This is a genomic window from Marinomonas sp. A3A, from assembly GCF_018336955.1.
GTDB lineage: Bacteria > Pseudomonadota > Gammaproteobacteria > Pseudomonadales > Marinomonadaceae > Marinomonas > Marinomonas lutimaris.
The window spans coordinates 2821518-2838895 of the sequence record NZ_CP025532.1; the positions used below are offsets into that span (position 1 = coordinate 2821518).

At 41.2% G+C, this 17378-nt stretch carries 21 protein-coding genes; 5 read left to right on the forward strand and 16 right to left on the reverse strand.

Annotated elements, in window-relative coordinates; all coding sequences use genetic code 11:
* Positions 1 to 105 precede the first annotated feature (105 nt).
* The gene (locus CYL31_RS13180; RefSeq protein ID WP_212915670.1) at positions 106 to 1266 is read left to right on the forward strand and encodes a hypothetical protein; all 1161 of its coding nucleotides are present in this window, start codon (positions 106 to 108) and stop codon (positions 1264 to 1266) included.
* A 209-nt stretch (positions 1267 to 1475) separates the two neighbouring features.
* On the opposite strand, the gene CYL31_RS13185 is transcribed toward CYL31_RS13180, so the two are convergent.
* The 9 genes from CYL31_RS13185 to CYL31_RS13225 form a co-directional block, all read right to left on the reverse strand.
* On the reverse strand, positions 1476 to 2210 hold the full coding sequence (locus CYL31_RS13185) for a spermidine synthase (RefSeq protein WP_212915671.1): 735 nt from the start codon (positions 2208 to 2210) through the stop codon (positions 1476 to 1478).
* Between the two features lie 316 nt (positions 2211 to 2526).
* Entirely contained in the window at positions 2527 to 2841 is a 315-nt protein-coding gene (locus CYL31_RS13190) for a type II toxin-antitoxin system RelE/ParE family toxin (protein WP_212915672.1), read from the reverse strand.
* Entirely contained in the window at positions 2829 to 3086 is a 258-nt protein-coding gene (locus CYL31_RS13195) for a type II toxin-antitoxin system Phd/YefM family antitoxin (RefSeq protein WP_212915673.1), read from the reverse strand. The genes CYL31_RS13190 and CYL31_RS13195 overlap by 13 nt, the downstream gene beginning before the upstream one ends.
* Positions 3087 to 3227: 141 nt before the next feature.
* Positions 3228 to 3380: a hypothetical protein gene (locus CYL31_RS13200; protein ID WP_205114951.1), complete on the reverse strand. Its 153-nt coding sequence runs from the start codon at positions 3378 to 3380 to the stop codon at positions 3228 to 3230.
* A gap of 46 nt (positions 3381 to 3426) precedes the next feature.
* Complete coding sequence (locus CYL31_RS13205; RefSeq protein ID WP_283248205.1) at positions 3427 to 3648, reverse strand: nucleotidyltransferase family protein; 222 nt, start codon at positions 3646 to 3648, stop codon at positions 3427 to 3429.
* Positions 3645 to 4133 (reverse strand): 2-thiouracil desulfurase family protein, encoded by a 489-nt coding sequence (locus CYL31_RS13210; RefSeq protein ID WP_212915674.1) that lies wholly within the window; start codon positions 4131 to 4133, stop codon positions 3645 to 3647. Before CYL31_RS13210 ends, CYL31_RS13205 begins: the two co-directional genes overlap by 4 nt.
* A gap of 61 nt (positions 4134 to 4194) precedes the next feature.
* A complete protein-coding gene (locus CYL31_RS13215; protein ID WP_212915675.1) occupies positions 4195 to 4800 on the reverse strand; it encodes a pyridoxamine 5'-phosphate oxidase family protein in 606 nt (201 codons plus the stop codon).
* A gap of 255 nt (positions 4801 to 5055) precedes the next feature.
* A complete protein-coding gene (gene brnA, locus CYL31_RS13220) occupies positions 5056 to 5328 on the reverse strand; it encodes a type II toxin-antitoxin system BrnA family antitoxin (protein ID WP_212915676.1) in 273 nt (90 codons plus the stop codon).
* A gap of 28 nt (positions 5329 to 5356) precedes the next feature.
* The gene (locus CYL31_RS13225; RefSeq protein WP_212915677.1) at positions 5357 to 5797 is read right to left on the reverse strand and encodes a hypothetical protein; all 441 of its coding nucleotides are present in this window, start codon (positions 5795 to 5797) and stop codon (positions 5357 to 5359) included.
* Between the two features lie 163 nt (positions 5798 to 5960).
* On the opposite strand from CYL31_RS13225, the gene CYL31_RS13230 reads away from it, so the two are divergent.
* The gene (locus CYL31_RS13230; protein ID WP_212915678.1) at positions 5961 to 6692 is read left to right on the forward strand and encodes a hypothetical protein; all 732 of its coding nucleotides are present in this window, start codon (positions 5961 to 5963) and stop codon (positions 6690 to 6692) included.
* Positions 6693 to 7070: 378 nt separating this feature from the next.
* On the opposite strand, the gene CYL31_RS13235 is transcribed toward CYL31_RS13230, so the two are convergent.
* From CYL31_RS13235 to CYL31_RS13250, 4 genes are all read right to left on the reverse strand, one after another.
* Complete coding sequence (locus CYL31_RS13235) at positions 7071 to 8999, reverse strand: AAA family ATPase (RefSeq protein WP_212915679.1); 1929 nt, start codon at positions 8997 to 8999, stop codon at positions 7071 to 7073.
* A 187-nt stretch (positions 9000 to 9186) separates the two neighbouring features.
* Positions 9187 to 9624, reverse strand: coding sequence for a hypothetical protein (locus CYL31_RS13240; protein WP_212915680.1), 438 nt, complete (start codon positions 9622 to 9624; stop codon positions 9187 to 9189).
* Between the two features lie 604 nt (positions 9625 to 10228).
* Complete coding sequence (locus CYL31_RS20920) at positions 10229 to 10387, reverse strand: hypothetical protein (protein ID WP_212915681.1); 159 nt, start codon at positions 10385 to 10387, stop codon at positions 10229 to 10231.
* 134 nt (positions 10388 to 10521) lie between these two features.
* Positions 10522 to 11412, reverse strand: coding sequence for a LysR family transcriptional regulator (locus CYL31_RS13250; RefSeq protein ID WP_212915682.1), 891 nt, complete (start codon positions 11410 to 11412; stop codon positions 10522 to 10524).
* Positions 11413 to 11512: 100 nt separating this feature from the next.
* Here CYL31_RS13250 and CYL31_RS13255 point away from each other — a divergent pair, with 100 nt between their 5' ends.
* Complete coding sequence (locus CYL31_RS13255) at positions 11513 to 12340, forward strand: SDR family oxidoreductase (protein WP_212915683.1); 828 nt, start codon at positions 11513 to 11515, stop codon at positions 12338 to 12340.
* 139 nt (positions 12341 to 12479) lie between these two features.
* On the opposite strand, the gene CYL31_RS13260 is transcribed toward CYL31_RS13255, so the two are convergent.
* A complete protein-coding gene (locus CYL31_RS13260) occupies positions 12480 to 13970 on the reverse strand; it encodes a carboxypeptidase M32 (RefSeq protein ID WP_212915684.1) in 1491 nt (496 codons plus the stop codon).
* 208 nt (positions 13971 to 14178) lie between these two features.
* Here CYL31_RS13260 and CYL31_RS13265 point away from each other — a divergent pair, with 208 nt between their 5' ends.
* Positions 14179 to 14547, forward strand: coding sequence for a type II toxin-antitoxin system RelE/ParE family toxin (locus CYL31_RS13265; protein WP_212915685.1), 369 nt, complete (start codon positions 14179 to 14181; stop codon positions 14545 to 14547).
* Between the two features lie 11 nt (positions 14548 to 14558).
* Positions 14559 to 14873, forward strand: coding sequence for an XRE family transcriptional regulator (locus CYL31_RS13270; RefSeq protein WP_212915686.1), 315 nt, complete (start codon positions 14559 to 14561; stop codon positions 14871 to 14873).
* Positions 14874 to 14943: 70 nt separating this feature from the next.
* Here the strand turns inward: CYL31_RS13270 and dld are convergent, their stop codons facing one another.
* Both dld and CYL31_RS13280 read right to left on the reverse strand, forming a co-directional pair.
* Positions 14944 to 16683: a D-lactate dehydrogenase gene (gene dld / locus CYL31_RS13275; protein ID WP_212918904.1), complete on the reverse strand. Its 1740-nt coding sequence runs from the start codon at positions 16681 to 16683 to the stop codon at positions 14944 to 14946.
* Between the two features lie 173 nt (positions 16684 to 16856).
* On the reverse strand, positions 16857 to 17285 hold the full coding sequence (locus CYL31_RS13280; protein WP_212915687.1) for a BLUF domain-containing protein: 429 nt from the start codon (positions 17283 to 17285) through the stop codon (positions 16857 to 16859).
* Positions 17286 to 17378: the final 93 nt, after the last annotated feature.

Below are 17378 nucleotides of genomic sequence, written 5' to 3' on the forward strand. Positions count from 1 at the left end.
ACTTGTACTATAGTTTAGCTTTAGAAATAGTTAAGACCATAATACAATTTTTTGCTATATACCATAGTATTTAACTAGCATATTGGGCTGTGCGAAGAGAATCTAATGAAGATAAACCAGCGCTTAATTTATTTTGTATCGATAACGTTTGTTAGCGTCATATTTTTGTTTGGTGTGAAGGCGAATGCCCTATCACTTGAATCACTAATGAACGAAGATCAGGAAAGTAGCTCTAGGGGCTCTCAAGCTAGTGGTTTTCAAGCTAATGGTTCTCAAGCATCGTCCACCGCGGCTTTTGAAGAGGCTATTAAAACAGAAGCAGCAAAAGCAGAAACAAAACCAGAGTTAAGCATTTCCATAGGGGCTATGATGGATAAAACCCCAACAAAGCAAGGGGAGCTTTCTCTGGAAAACATTTATCAAGGAAGGTCTCAACATCAGCTGATGACCGCGAAGCAAGAGCTAGTTTCCCTTAACAATCAGCTTAGAAGCGATTGCTCTTGCTCATTAAGCTCATCTAATGCTTGCTACGATTTTAACGCTCGCTCATTGGGATTGACTCAGAAAAATGTCATCAGTGCCGCCAATGAGGCCAACCAAATTCTTACCAATCAATCGAAAACTATTTGCCAGAGCTGGAATAACGCGAAAAATTTTGCCTCAGATGATCCTCAAGCTATGCAACAACAAGTAGTGGTGATCAAACGCTATAAGAGCCTTCTTAACGAGGTAGAAAAAGCCAGCCAAGAGACTGCACAAAAACTGACAAAACAAAACCGCCAAATAGAAGCGGCTATTGCCCAGCAAGAAGAAGACTCAGGGTTTGATTGGGGTAAAGCTATGGCGATGGGCGTTGGGGCACTAGCGGGTGGTTTAGGCGAGCTAGATATTAATTCGCAAACGGAAATCATCAGTAGCATTATTCAAGATAGCTACTCTAACGACTCCTCAATGAATAATTTACAAGCGACGGTGAATGGCCTCAATTCCCAAATGAAGCAAGCATCAGCTAGTCAAAACAGCCTATCTAGTGGACAAACAAACGGCAGTGGGCAAACGCAAAGCTTTTCCATCGACTTTGTTTATCGCGACTCTTGCCCTTCGCCAAGCAGTACTAAAATTAATGCGCCAATTAAAACCAATAGCCAAGCCTGCGCTAATGCCATGAAACATTATGCTAAAGCCGCTAGTTGTAATTTGATAGATGATCTCGAAGCGGCACAGAGCGCTTATTACAGTGCTTGTGCTTCGGAGATTTACCAGTGAGATATTTACTCGGTTTCAGTGTTCTACTGTGTTCGATAAGTGTCTATGCTGATGCCTGTCGTGATCAGTTTGTTCAATGCGTGCAAACGACAGGCAATCCCACCGCTTGCCAATCTAACTACCAAAATTGCAAAACTGACATGGGCCCACTTTTGTACAAATCCATCAGCTTTTTTCTCTGCTAAAACCTTAGAGTCAACCGAAAACCATTAGGCTTTTCGAATCGGACGTTCGCACACGTAAACAGAGTTAGTGGCAAAACCGCCCTGGAAAGGGTTTTCAAACTTCACTAAGTGGGATTCCACTGTTTCAAATACAGTGCCCAACAAAGCGATAAAATCGTCTTCCGGTGGATTCTGTGACCACATCGCAAAGACGCCTCCATCAACCAACTGCTGCGCCATTAAAGACAAGTTCGCCGTGCTATAAAACCCAGCATTGGAAGGATTCAGATATTCGGTTGGCGAATGGTCAATGTCTAACAAAATCGCATCAAACTTCTTACCCGCATGCTGCGGATCAAAACCGGTTTCAGGCGCTGTTGCCAAATCAAAAAAACTGCCTAATACATAACGATTACGAGGGTCAGCGTTTAACACTTTCCCCAATGGCACCATTTCTTGTTGATGCCAATGAATCACCGTCTCTAACGCATCCACCACCAATAGCTCGGCAATACGCTCGTCGGCCAACGCTGCAACCGCAGTATAACCCAGACCCAAACCGCCCACGACGACGCTAAGCTGCTCGCCTTGCACCTTCGCCAAGCCCAGTGTAGACAGAGCCTCTTCCGCTGCGACAAACATACTCGACATCAAAAACTCATCGCCGAGTTTTACTTCATAAATATCACGATCGCCCAAGGCTGGAATGCGGCGTTTACGAAGAGAAATCTCACCCAACGGTGATTCTTGGCTGTCCAGCTCTTCAAACAGAAGCGACATATATGATCCTAAACGGGTAAATGAGGCGCTAGTATACGCATAAAAACTTTTGAGGCAGATGAAAATGGCTATAGTTTTTGAAAAAGCGCATTAAACATAGCGTCTAATGTGTGGAAAAATGGCTGTAAGCGAGATAAGAAGTCACTTGCTATGTGAAGCTTTCACGCCCCGAGAAGTGGCAAATGTTTACGTTGGTGATAGGTTAAAGCCAGCTCTAAACAGTGCTTAATAGTGGCTTCTGGTACTTGAAGCAAAAGGCCCCTTTGCAACCTGGCAAAGGGGCCTTTTGCTGCTATTCAATGTCACAACCCTGCAGTTATCGGCGCGTCACCCCTGCTGAGACTAAAAACCTCCGTAGGTCACTTTCTTGCCTAAGCACATGCAGAATATAAACGGAGTCCTGTTCTACCTTGTAAAAAACGCGACAAGGATTAACAACAACTTCTCGATAATTTAATGTCGAAATTTCTTCGGGTACTTTTCCTGATTCTGGAAAACTCTCGAGTCTCTGTACCTGGCTGAACACATTGTTAACTAACTGCTTAGCGGCTTCTAGATTACTAACAGAAACATACTCAGCAATGTCATTTAAATTATCTAAGGCTGGCTCAGTCCAAATTATTTGAGCCATTTACTCATCTTATCTTTGGCCTGCTCCATGTCCATCACTCTGCCATCCCGAATGGCCTGCTCTCCTTTCGTAATGCCTTCTAGAATCTTCATCCGTTCAACCATCAGCTCATAATCAGTAACATCTAACAGGTATGCAGAAGGTTGACCATGCTCTGTTATGAGAATAGGTTCTTTGGTTTCATGTAAATCGGCAAGCAATTTTGTCGCTTGTCTCTTTAACGTCGTAACAACTTCCGTTCTCATGGTGACACCTTCATCAGTAAAAGTATCACTATAGTATCACTTCACACTTAAAAAACTAAGGGAGATGTTTAGGGTTAAATAAGCAATAAACCTTCGGTCTGATTTAGTTAGCTCATGACGGGCAGCAACGGCTTTGTGCTACTAACCCTTGTTCACACCGCCTTTATTGGATCTTTCGTTTCTCTTCTGTTTCTTGCGGTTATTTTTCTCAGTGACGATCTTGATGGCTTCATCCTTGGTTAAATGAGGATGCTTAGCGATCAACTCTTCCACTTTGGTATCAAATGCGGTCATTTATAAATCTCTTGTATTGAAGTATGAATTAGATCGCTATTTTAGCTCAGCAAAGATAGAGAAGATAATATTTCTTAGCAGCTAGGAAATCACTTTGAGGTAATGGCGTTAAAACCTCTTTGTTATGGAGCTTATCCCAGATCAAGTTTCTAACAAATCCAGCAGCCAAGCACCAATCATTCAGACCAAGTGTTGAAGCAAGTTCAAGCGCTTCCATTCGGTCACTATCAGATTCAATCCATTCAATGACTTGATCGCTAAACTTCATACATCTATCTCTAGTAGGCTTCGTAGTTCCGCTATCGTATGCTGGCTATATACTTTGATGCCATTACGCTCTAACAAGGTAGCGGTTACACCTGCGCCATCGATTTTATTTCCCTTAAATGTACCGTCGTATATTTTTGAACTGCCACATGAAGGGCTACCTTCTGCAAGCACGGCATAGTCTATGTGTTGCTTTTGGCAAAGTTCCAAAGCCTTCTTGGCGCCACTCACAAATTGAGCCGTTACATCAACGCCATCGTTCCCAACCACCTTTGCAGAACCGTCGAGAACATCAATTCCTCTTCCTTTGATTATTTCAGCAGGCGCTCTTGGAGTCGGTAGACCAGCAGACACTTCAGGGCAAAAAACCACCAGTTCTGCATTCGATCTGAGCCAAGAAAAATCAGACTCAGGGATGGATAAACAACTCGCGTTGTATCTCACTTTATTGCCAACTAAACACGAACTAACCAGAACTTTTACCACTAGAACTCCTGTAAAAAACTAAAGTGCCGCACAGAATAATACACGGGACTTAAAATAAAAATCATAAATCCCGTTTGTATCGAGCAATCATATCTTCTTGTGCTTCGGGATCATCCTTTATGGATAGCTGATCATTAATCATCGCTCCCATCGTAGGAAAATCCGCCCTATCTATTTGCGCCTTTAAAGACCAAAGTTCAGAGCGCATTAACGCTTTAGCACAATGTAAAAACACTTCTTTGATGGTGATCTCAATACAGGTTTTGGGTGGGTTTCTGTCGTCAGAAAACAGGTTTAAATATTCAGGTGAGGTTGAAATACGAGCAAGCCCGTTAATTCGAAGCGTTTCATCAACACCTGGAATCAAAAACAAACACCCGATTTGCCCCGTTTCAATGATATTAACAAGGCTATCAAGCCGATTGTTTCCTTTCCCATCGGGCAAAATAATGCAGTTGTCATTGATAATTTTTACGAATCCCGGATTTCCTCCACGAGGGGAACAATCAACAAAGCCAGATTTTGCGTAGGTCGAAATTGTCACGAACGGAGAATGCACGAGAAAGTTACTGGAGTGACGCTCTAAGGAAGGCAACTGCTTATCTTTGGCGCGCCCTTTTGGATAACCATAGAATTCTCTGAGCTGCTCTTCGGAATCAAGATACATAAAACCTCCTTATACTTAGCGCTTAACTTCCAGAAAGAAATCAGAGTATAACGAAAAAATGGTTCTATTCTTACTCAATATTTTTTGCGGTGGTGTTTGGCGGTGGTGTGTTTCTTTGGTTTTACTCTGGGCTTGAGGTACCGAAAAACAAAGCCGAGACATAACGAATACGTGTCTCGGCTTCTTCGTGGTAACACTACCTTCTTCACTAAAAAACCAACCCCTTGGTATAACTAGCTTACAAAGATGGGCTTGTTAATTTTGTGCGTTGCTTGCGTTGTCACCATTAAGCAGCTTGTTAGCAGATTCTGCCTGAAGACGCTCCACAAGCCATACCTTGATGATAGATTGACGGGTAACGCCAATACGCGCAGCCTCACGATCCAATGATTCCACAACCCAAGCTGGGAAGTCGACATTGCTTCGCTTCTGTTCCTGATTAACGCGACGAGCAGAGGACAGATCCAGATCATCAACTATATCTTCCTGACCTTCCTCAAATTTTTTATCGAAGTCTTTAGCTTTCACAGAGCTCAATCTCCTTTAGCCATCTATATCAAATGTAATAGATAGAGCTTGAGTCGTAGTCTGCTTTTATTCCATAAGCAGAAGAAGAGCACTGAGGTGTTATAAAACTATTCCATAGTTCATCATCATACGTACCCTTTAAAAATAAGTATCTACAAACCCTTTGGAGCTGGTGTGGCTCATAACCTTTGAATTGACGCTCAAGATCTCTGAATGTAACAGTTTCTTTATTGATCCATTTCTCATCTATAAATTCTGTAACCGACTTGACCATTAGCATGCCATAGCGGAAATACGACTCATAAGGTTCATGTGGCTTTTTAATTACTGTTCCATCTGTATCTTCTAAGTAAGGGTAGACACCTTCCTCCCAAGCATAAACATAGAAATCAGGGAGTGAGTCGACCATAGATAATATCTGAAGACGCTGCTGGATAAATAAAGCCTCTAAAACAAAAGAATCTGACATATAAATCTCCATATTATGTTTAATTGGTGTGTGCTAACTTCCATAAAGACAATTGAAATGTACATATTATTTAAACGCTAAACAACACCTAACGCTTTCTTAACTTTGTACTAAAGATGAAAAGGCTAGCGTGAACAATCGAACCAACATGGAACAATACAAAATGGACAAGAAGCCTTCATCTCCAAAACCTGTACTAAGCCACATAATTGATTTCTTCCTTAAAGAAGGACTAACCCTAATAACAGGGGCTGCGCTCGGTGCGACAATTTCACTTGCACTTAGCTACATGGACGCTACCGATTTTTGGACTATGGTTGGCTCAATGCTAGCCGGACTCGGCACTGTCGGCCTGCTGACTTTTGGTTGGGTTAAATCGGACGAATGGATAGAAAGACGCCAATTAGATAAAAGGGATGATTTACTACTGTCAATTTCATTAGCCTATTTTGACTTAAGCATAATCGGTGAAATTACAGAAATTCACCGGAAAGCTATTCAGCATAGAAAGTGGCTGAAGGACGAACTAGAAAGATTCTACTCGGAGGTGTACGAGGAGGATCTAACTAGTGAAGATGGGCGTATAAAGATATCAAACCATCTGGATGCAAATATGTGCGAATATGAAACCGCATTAATTCAACAAAATAACTATCTAGCTGATTACGAAAAGCAAGTCAGAGAACTACTTAAATCCTTTGAAAGCAACATCATAAAATCTAACAGTAATGCTATTACTCTAAAAAACCAGCCACAATCCCTTGATGTAAAAATAAATTCAACATCAAACGACATTTATCTTGAGTGTGTAATATTTGCAGATACAGAAATAGTTGATCGATATAAAGAACACCTAAAGGAAAAAATTGAAAGTTTGTGGCAAGGACTCTATTGACCAGCTTACTTTCTGGATATAAAAATTCGCAGTAAATGCAGAAACATTACTCTCATGACTTGTGTGGGCTTACCCGCTCCCATGTGTGTCCAAGCTCTTGTGTTGGTGGCATTTTATCATCACCACGTTCAATAGTTACTTGTCGTGGATTTGGCCCTAGGCCCCCTTTCTAAATACTCACCAAGCTTCTGAGAATTTTGAATTTAGGGTCAGATAAAAAATCCTAAATATCTTAATTTTTCATCTGACCCCAATTCATTCTGACCCCAATTCATTCCTAATTTTTCATCTGCCCCCAATTCATTCCGAAACCTTGACTACTCTCACTGATATTATGAAGCCAAGCGAGTAAAATCCCGATTACAGAGATTTTTTAATTTAGCTTAACCACCTCCTAATCTCTTCTATCCACGAAGGTTCAATGTAGTCAACATTTACGGCCTCAGCATATCGCTTAGAAAATAGAAACTTATTATTATCTAAATCGAAAAACTGCTCAATTTTAGCCCATTGGCTAGCCTTTAAATCTAATGCAATTTTTGAACTTTCTTGAGAAATATCATCTACTATTTCACTCAAAAAACTAAGTTGTTCAGGGTAAATATCAACAAATGAGCATAAAGTTTCATAGAACAACTTGCCATTTAAAGCATCTTCGATTTCAGTAGCTGGAGAAATTGGATTCGCTTGAATATTGACAAGTTTAGTTGTTCGATCTTTCATGCAATTAACTATTCTTTTACAGTAAAGGTTCGAATAGTTCTTTACATCATAGTTAACCAATTGAGCATCAGTATCAGATAGCAAAATAATCTTCCCTGATATTTCTTCTTGAAAATCTTCATAGGAGATTGATAAGTGATTATAAAGCCTTTTGATTTCTTTCGCCCCACCAACAGGAACAATCCTTAACCTTCTTGAATCTATTAAATCTTGAAAGTAATAGCTCAAATACACTTTTTCAGACGATCCTTCACAAATAATCCAGTTAAATGGTGTTTCACCAATTGCGCTCGTAATTACTGACTGTACGAAGTCATTAACGCTCTTAAGCCTTATATCATATGGTAGACGCCCTTTAGATATGCCAGTTAACTGCTTAATTTGCTCTCTATAATTAGCCAAGTTAATCATGTCGAAAACATGTGTTGAATCTTTTTTGGATATTACGGTTGCACTACCTGTCTCAATTGTTGGTAAAAAACCATACCAGTGAGATGAAAATAAAACCTGCATAGCATCTCGACTAATTTCATATAAAGCATCAAATTGATCGAAACATGCGGACATATGCAAAGATGATTCCGGCTCATCAATTCCTATTATTAAATTTGCACCTGTATCTCTATGCTTTTTAAGCAAGCTATGAGCAACATTAATTATGGCTTTTTGCTTCTCACCTGAACTTAATGAACTAATCTCTAACCAATTTTCACCTTGTTTTTTGTGTAGTTTTCTTGTACTAAAGAATGATTGAATTATTAGATTGTATACGTCATTTTTCTTGAGATATTGTTGCCTATCTGTAGGAGTCCTGTAAGAATATATTTCCAGTTCCTGCGCAAGTGTATCGATGAAAGAATTCAGACTAGAGTTGATCTCGTTAATTTGTCTCTGTGGAACTCTCTCACTCAGTATCTGAACTAAAGTCTCACCCATAAGAACCTGAATTTCGCTAGTTTCTAACTTTGTAAAAAGCTCTGGTTCTATCTCCCTTGGAATATAGATGTAATCAACTATCTCTTTTATTTTGTTTAGAACAGGTTGAAAAGAATCAAGTTCATCATCAGATAGGGAAGTTTTTGTAATTTCTACTTCACTTCCTAATAACCCTTCAACTATCATGCGGTTGTTAAAGAGCGATATTGATGTTCCACCTTTATAATCAATCCCAATTGGGATAATTAATAAGTCAGCCAAATCTAGCCTTTTTTCTAATCTATCTCTATGTTCGACAAAAGCTTTAGCATGACTTTTAAGTGAAGGAGATACATCGTTTTCTCCAATATTTAAAGCAACAGCATTTAACAACTCTGCTTTTTCAAGTACATCACCATCAAAATACGCCCGTTCGAGGAGAAAGACAGGAACTATCTGGGGTTTAGTAGATGATTTACCACTCTTTTTGGTGACGGTGTTGAAGTTCCAAGGCTTAATATTAAAAAAAGTATCAAGCGCCTCCAAAACTGAGCTTTTCCCTATTCCATTGTCACCAACCAGCCCACAAAACTTATCTTCATCAGTAATTGGTATATAGTTAATTCCTTGATAAGTCTTATAATATCTTAAAAATGTTCCAATTATCATTATTACCCTTTTAACTAATTGAGAAATTAATTTTTAATCAGACCCAACATGCGAATCTAAGAGACTTCAAACACTCCGCTCACCAGCATATACTGTAAAAAGTATTGTTTGTGTAGATTGATATGCAGATAAACACAAAAACTATCGACGCACTATATGTTATTATGCGGTCTGTAGCTTATTATTTTTATTTGACCCTGCGAACATCTGCTGAAGTACCTTCCACTTTCATTTTATAGCCACCACCCACGCTATAAATTAAGGCTTCAGGCATATAAGAATATGTATACTCATAATTGTAAGTACACTGTTGCCATACTTGACCGTTGGTAAGCTCGTAAACCGTTTCACCTTCCCACCCTTTAAACTCTCCATTAATTTGAGACTCAACTACATCAAATATTTGTCGAATGGGAACAATTTGATTTTGCCCTTCAACTTGGAGGTAAAACCTACCATTGTCGCGGAGGATATTAACTCGCGGGCAGTATGAATAGTGGTACCAATAGAAATACTGGTCTTGAATCCAGTACGTTCCATCCATGAGTTTAAAGAGGACTTCATCATCAAATCCCTCAAAATCACCGTCAATCTGGACGGTTTTCACTAGTCCATAGTTACTCATTAATCCTCCTTCTTTAGCTAAAAATAACTATCTATAGACACCACGATTTTTTGCAAAAAAACAAGATCTAACAAAAGCAGCTTCGCAGCCATCTATTAGGATTTTTAGCTTTTATCCCTGATGAATTCCGCCGTCTTGCCATCGCTCTTTTTTTACTAAGCAAAGCTTGGTGTATCACTCTGTTAAATTTAGACCGTTTAAGCCTGATATTTTTGATTTCGTGTCAATATCGGCTAAGCAATCCATACCAATTAATCCATTACAATAAACTGACAATACAATGAAAGCGTAGTTAAAACCATAAGACTTTTGTGGGATTGTGAAGATTAGAGAATTGGAACCCCATCCTAGCCTTCCCCTTAATAAGGGGAAGGAACTTGGCAGATCACGCGTCGCTCATCGTGCCCTACATTTTGGGGTATTTAAGTTCAGTTACGAGGTGAAAAGAGGAGCAAATAGAACGCCAGAGCGAGGTCAAACGTCAATTCTCAAAATAACGTCGAGCGGTGGTGTTTGGTTTGCTGCAAGCGCTGAGGTGGCAGTCAGGGTCAAAGCCTTCCCCTTGGCTCTTTAGTTCAAGTAAAAAGGGGAAGGCACAGTCCGACTATAAGTAACGCCCTTCTAGGTGTTTTCTAAAATGCGCGGCGTTTAGGGTTTCGCCTGTGGCGCGTTTGACGAGTTCATCTGTGGTGTGGAGTGAAGCTTGTGTCCAGATGTTGTCGCTTAGCCATTGTGAATTTAGGGCCGAGCTAGTGCATTTCATCGGCCCCTAATTATCCTTCTAATATCCCATTAACCTAGATTGCATCACCTTAATATGATTACACAACATCGTGTTAAGACAATACACGCCTTGGAAAACTACCGCACTTAGATTATCGCAAGACGCCTCTTTAACTAATTATGTTCTTTTATTACGTCGATAAACGCTCTGAGACTTTTAGACATGTGACGGTAGCGAGGAAAATAAATGTGAAACCCAGGCTCTTCAGGACACCAGTCTTCTAAAACTTTAATTAAGTTGCCGGAGGCTATTTGCTCCTTAGCATAATTTTCAGGAACAAATGCGACTCCCATTCCCTGTGTAGCCGCATTGATAATCAAATTGTTATTGTCTAATGAAATATAACCTGGAACATCAACCGATACAGATTGCTCATCTTTAAAGAACTCCCAGTGATAACGTTTACCACTTGGTAACCGCTGGCGAATACAATGGTGCTTATTAAGCTCAATAGGTGTTATTGGGGCAGGGTATTGATTTAAATATTGAGGAGATGCGACAGCAATAAACCTTATTTTAGGGCCAAGAGGAATAGCAATCATGTCCTTAAGAAGAGACTCTCCAAGCCGGATACCGGCATCAAATCCGTCCTGAGTAATATCACTTAACTCACCATCACAAACGAGGTCTAGCTTGATGCTGGGGTAATGCTCTCGAAATGTAGGGACAATTTTTTCCAATAAATAAGCTATCGCCGACTCGCTACCATTAATTCGAATTTCTCCGAACAGGTGCTCTTTGTCGTGACCAGTTTCAAACAGCAATTTATCCAAGTCACTAAGTATTGGCGATAAGCCTGAGAATAAATGTTCACCAGCTGGTGTTAAGGAAACACTGCGAGTAGTACGTCTCAGCAATTGAGAGCCTAGATATGCCTCTAATCCTTTTATAACATGGCTCAAAGCTGAACGACTTACCCCAAGATGATCTGCCGCTTTGCTAAAACTACGCTGATGCGCAACCTCTCGAAAAGCCCCCAAATCATTGAGTGATGGTTTTTTCATTGTTGAATAATCCTAAACAAGTCATTCGAATTATTGATCATTAAACTACTAATAACAATCTTCTATAGTGAATCCTCATCAATCAGAAGGAATAAGTATTATGCTCAACAAAACATGGTTTATCACTGGAGCCTCTTCAGGCTTAGGTTTAAAGCTCGCAAAACAAGCGCTTTCGCGTGGAGATAAGGTATTCGCAACCGTTCGGAAAATATCAACATTAGATGAGCTAAAAGCGAGCTTCCCTGAAAGTTTACAAGTGTTGCAATTAGATCTCACCGACCTAGGCTCAGTGCGGAGTGCGGTTGATACTGCATTCATGGCCGGCCCAATAGATTTTGTAGTGAGTAATGCCGGTTACGGCTTATTTGGTGTGGCTGAGGCTTTGACTGATCAGCAAATTGACCGTCAGATTACCACGAACCTAACTGGGTCTATTCAGCTTATACGAGCCGCGCTACCACATTTACGCAAACAAGATAAAGGCCGTATTGTTCAAATCTCATCTGAAGGAGGACAAGTCGCCTATCCGAATTTCAGCCTATATCATGCTAGTAAATGGGGAATTGAAGGCTTTATAGAATCGGTATCTCAAGAGGTGAATGAATATGGTATTGATTGTGTCATTATAGAACCTGGCCCAACAGAAACTAACTTTGCAAAGGGATTGGACTTAGCTAACTCCCTAGAGAGCTATCAAAATAGCGCGGCAGAAAAAATGCGACATGCATTGTTTAATGGTGATTTCCCAATTAAGGGAGACGCTGATAATACGGTTACGGCAATGCTTAAAGTGATTGATATGCCTAAAGCGCCATTTCGCGTGGCGCTAGGAAGTATCGCCTTTGACAACATCCACCGTGCTTTAACATCTCGTTTGGCTGAACTTGAAAAACAAAAAAGCCTAGCTTATTCAGCAGATAAAAACTGATATATTCACTCTAATCTACATAAACTTTACTAAGATAGTATTGCTAAAACACGGCTATCCAAAAAGATAAGTTCAAGCCATTATGATTAAAAGGCTAGACAGTGGTCTGTCTAGCCTTGACCCACTCATCTAAATGATTTTACCTCTTTTGCAAATAACGCCCTTCTAGGTGTTTTCTAAAATGTTCGGCGTTTAGGGTTTCGCCTGTGGCGCGTTTGACGAGTTCATCTGTGGTGTGAAGCGAGGCTTGTGACCAGATGTTGTCGCTTAGCCATTGGAAGATGGGGGTTAGGTCGCCACTTTGGATTGCGGCGTCGAAGTCGACCTTTTGTATCATGGTGGCTTTGTATTGGGCGGCGTACATGGCACCGAGTGTGTAGCTTGGGAAATAGCCGAAAGCGCCGTCTGTCCAATGGATGTCTTGCATGCAGCCGTTTTTATAATTGTCTTTGGTGGAGATACCAAGGGCGGCTTTCATTTTCTCATCCCACAATGCCGGTACGTCTGTGTGTTCTATCACGCCGTTGATCAGGTCACGCTCGATCTCGTAACGCAAGATGACGTGAGCGGGATACGTGAGTTCATCAGCGTCGACACGAATGAAACCTTTTTCTACTTGGGTGTAGATTTTGTAGAGGTTGTCTTCGGCAAAGACAGGGTCGTTATGTGCGTTGAAAGCTTCAGCTGAGAGTCGTGATAAGTGGGAAATAAATGGCTTGCTGCGCCCTATTTGCATTTCAAAGAAGAGCGACTGAGATTCATGAATGCCCATGGAGCGGGCTTCGCCAACAGGCAATCCAGCAAAGGCTTTGGGTAAACCTTGTTCATAACGGGCGTGCCCTGTTTCGTGTACGATGCCCATTAAGGCTTGTACAAAGTCTTTTTCATCATATCGCGTGGTAATGCGCACATCGCTTGGTACACCGCCACAAAACGGATGCACACTCTGGTCAAGTCGACCACGGTCAAAGTCGAATTGCAGCAGCTTCATGACTTCTAAACCAAGGGCTTTTTGCGTTGCAGTAGAGAAAGTACCCGATGGCAATAGGATGGATTCAGACTTCTGTTTTTCCAAAACCTTTTCAATCAGTTCTGGCAACCAAGTTTTCACATCGGTAAATAAGGTATCAAGAGATGCGGTTGTAGTGCCCGGTTCAAATTTGTCGAGCATGGCATCATAAGGTGTAAGACCAAGTGCTTCGCCACGGATTTTGGCTTCTTCACGAGACAAAGCAACGACTTCTTTCCAGTTTTTCTCGAAGCCTGTCCAATCGTTTTCTTGGCGCTGAGAGCGCCACGCATGTTCGCATTTCGAACCCGCTTTGGATTGCGCTTGTACTAGGTCTTCTGGAACGACAGTGGCTTGCTGCCATTGACGTTTCATCTCTCGCAGGCTGGCTTGTTGTTCTGTGCTTAAGGATTCTTGTTCAGCGTTACCAAACCATTCTTCTAGCTGGGGTTGTGTCGATAGTCGGTGAATGTGAACCGATAATTCCGCCATGGCGTTGGAACGTGCTTCGCTGCCGCCCGATGGCATGTTTGCCGCTGCATCCCAGCTCAGCATGGCTTGAGCGTGGTTAAAATGGCTGAGTGTTTGGTAGTGTGACGTTAACTTGTCGTAGTTGGACATGGTCGTTTTCATCCTATGTGGTGTTGGCTAACCAGAGCGGTATCCATTTCAGTCATCTTATTACATTGGTATAAATGGGAATAGACAAAAAACTATCTCATAACCCTCTTCATAAGCGAATCTAACAAGTTCAGGCTTTTAAAATATACTCTTGACAGTATATACGTTAAAGCGTATTTTTTGATCATAAAGACAGCAAGGATTGCTTATGATTTGGGAGATATTAATAACCGACGAATACGAACAATGGTTTCTTGGCTTGACGGACAAAGAGCAAGAAGACGTGCTATCAATGGTTGATGTATTAGAGATTAAAGGTCCTCAATTAGCACGACCCTATGCAGACTCTATAAAAGGAACAAATAAGGTAAAGAACCTTAAAGAATTGAGAGTTCAGCATGCAGGAAAACCTTATCGTGTCTTTTATGCCTTTGACCCAACAAGAAAAGCCATATTGTTATGTGGTGGCCGCAAAGATGGGAAAAAAGATAAGACCTTTTATGATAGATATATTCCGTTAGCTGAAAAAGAATTCTTAAATTACTTGAAAAATAGTGATTCAGAAAACACAAGATAGGAGGTTTAGTTATGGCTAAGTCGATCAACGAATTACGGAAGAAAATTAAACCAGAGGTTCAAGCCGCAGCTAGAGCTAAAGCTGTTGCCATCATTACAGAGATGTCTCTTGCAGAAGTTAGAAAAAAAAGAGGCATAAATCAGGCAGATTTAGCAGGTCTTATGAATATCGCTCAGCCAAACATCTCTCAAATTGAAAATCGTCCCGATGCCCTTATCAGTACATTGAATCAATATATTGAAGCATTGGGAGGTAAGCTAGAAATACACGCAAAGTTCCCTGACGGACAAGATATAGAAATCTCTCAATTCTCAATGGTTAAGTAAAGAAGCAAAAAAGCCGAGACATCTTTAAAAGAAACGTCTCGGCTTTTTGCATTTACTCTTGTTCTAACGCTTATTTATGACAACCACAGCCTGTGTGTTCGCCACTCAGCTCTTGCCAGTTTTTCAATTTACTGGTGCCACCGATGCCGGAGTTGAAGCTGTTGGTTGGGTCGGTTTTTTGGTAAAACTCACGCAATGCTGGTTTCGCAACATATTCATGGCCCACGTTATGTTCGGCTGGGTATTCTGCACCGCGTGCATCGTAGCTGGATAGAATTTGTTTCTTCACCGCTTTGGCATCAACACCTTTTTTCATGATGTAGTTTTGGTGCATGACGTGACAGAAGAAATGCCCGTAGTACATTTTCACCGCGACTTTTTCTTCGATGTCTTTTGGTAGTTCTTCAAACCAATCGCGCTCATTTCGTGGGAAGGCCACGTCGATGGTCATGATGGAACCCAGTTTTTTCTTATTCATTATATGAAGGCGAGTCAATGCTCCGCCGGTCACAAAGCGATGCAAGATGGCTTGGTCAGCTTCACGTTTGGTACAAACAAAGAAGTCACCTTCGTTGTCTTTAAAGAAGTTTTCTAAATAGGCTTGCGCTTCCGCCACACCGTCGTTGCTGGTTTCCACTATCCAATGATGTTCGTACTTTTCACGGAAATCTTCCATGCGCTTTGGTAGATGATTTGGGAACAGCTGACTCGCGTATTGCATCATGATGTCAGAGAATTTAGACGGCATGAATTTCAGTTTTCCAGCCCATCTGTCCACTGTACGTTTTAGCGCAAACATTTTGGGGATGTATTTAGTGCCCAATTTATCGATCACTAAATAGCTGTCTTTGCCGTATTTTTTACTGATGTCATAGCTGCTGCTGTGCATGTATTCACCAGACACAGGCAGATTTTTGAAGGTAGACAACATATCACGGCGCATTTGTTCCATCACCGCAGGATCATTGGTGCCAATGTAGAAGACTTGGTACTTTTCTGGAATCGGGAAGGTATCAATACGCACAGCAAAGACCGCCAATTTACCCGCACAACCAGATGCTTCGTACAAGCGACGAGGATCGTTATTGAAACGTGATGGGGTGTCTGCGTCTACGTCACGAATACGCTCGTGGTATTCGTTGTCAGAACCGCGCTTTTCTGGGAACTGAACGTCTTTTTCTTGGTAAGTTTTGTTTTGCAGGTTGGTCAGAATTTCTTCTGGATCCGTTCCCAACTCAATACCTAAGTTATTTACCAACTGCAGTTCGCCATCTTGTGTAACTTGGGCAAACAAGGACATTTCTGTGTACGCAGGGCCACGTTGAACTAGAGCGCCACCAGAGTTGTTACACACACCACCAACAATAGACGCACCAATGCAAGAAGAACCAATAACAGAATGAGGCTCACGACCATAAGGTTTCAGCGTGTCTTCTAAGCCGAACAAGGTACTTCCCGCAAAACCCACAATCTGTTTACCTTGATCAAGCAACTGAATGTCGTCAATGCGCATGGTGCTGATGATCACGATAGGACGATCATAGTCCGCGCCATTAGGTGTTGAACCACCCGTTAAGCCAGTATTAGCCGCTTGCATAATGACGATAACGTCCGCTTTCACACAGGCTTGCAGACATTTCCAAATTTCGACCAAGCTACCAGGACGAACAACCGCATACGCCTTACCACCACCAAGACGAAAACCTTGGCTGTAAGGTTTGGTCTTGTCTTCATCGGTTAGCGTATATTGGCTGCCAACTATGGCTTTTAGCTCAGCGGCCAAATCGAAGCTGGAATTGGTGTCCGTCATACTGTTTTCTGTCATAGAGGCTACTTCACAACGTGTCGGGAAAAGAGGCCAGTATACTAAACTGAACACACTGTAAAAAACACTCCAACCACACAATTGGGTATCAACTTCATAAAGAATGCTTATGTAAGGAGAGAGTTACATCCACTTCGAAGAGCATATTCCCTAGATTATCATTGTGATTCTGCCCGTTTTATCTCATCTCTGATATCCAGCAATAGAGACAAAGCACGCTCACCATTCATGTTATATGGGTCGAAACTGATGCTTTTTGTATGCTGATAAAATAGCTCACGAAGGCTTTCTGTATTTTGTAAATAGCCCATATTCCAGCTATCGAACTCCCTGTGGGAGATTTCTTGATAATCTATTATTTCAGGCTTTCTATGGCGGGAATCCGTCGCGATTTTATGATAGATCTGATTCACGTCTTGGCGTGTTCCTTCTAAACATTGAAGAAAGAACTGCCTGTTAAAAGACAGCAAGCCAGTCACATTGAGGGCTTTATTATTGACTCGTGCCACTTTAAGAATGCGGGCAATGTCATCAACCTCAAATTTCTCGGTAATGGTGCTAGTATAAATAAGTCGAACTAAATCCACATTAAGCCCTTTTTATATCGAATAAATATATAAACCATTTAAATTGAGGCTATCGTTTTTCTATACAAAAGTAATGTGGATTTAAGTAATTTT